Here is a 299-nt window from a genome sequence, read left to right on the forward strand (position 1 = left end):
TCGCCACGCGCCAGCATCGGCTTGAGGATGGAGGCGGCGTCGATGGCACCCTCGGCCGCGCCCGCGCCCACCAGGGTGTGCAGCTCGTCGATGAACAGGATGATGTCCCCGCGCGTGCGGATCTCCTTGAGCACCTTCTTCAGGCGCTCCTCGAAGTCACCCCGGTACCGCGACCCGGCCACCAGCGCGCCCAGGTCGAGGGTGTAGAGCTGCTTGTCCTTGAGCGTCTCGGGCACCTCGCCCTTGACGATCTTCTGCGCCAGGCCCTCGACCACCGCGGTCTTGCCCACGCCGGGCTC

General features: G+C 69.2%; 1 protein-coding gene. It reads right to left on the reverse strand.

All coding sequences use genetic code 11. The annotated features are described in order from the left end of the window. Positions 1-299, reverse strand: a 299-nt coding sequence (locus tag ACGWYJ_RS39095; protein WP_395111769.1) for an AAA family ATPase, incomplete at both ends; no start/stop codon positions are given.

The sequence above is a fragment of the Actinomadura sp. SCN-SB genome (assembly GCF_043906805.1).
Classification (GTDB): domain Bacteria; phylum Actinomycetota; class Actinomycetes; order Streptosporangiales; family Streptosporangiaceae; genus Spirillospora.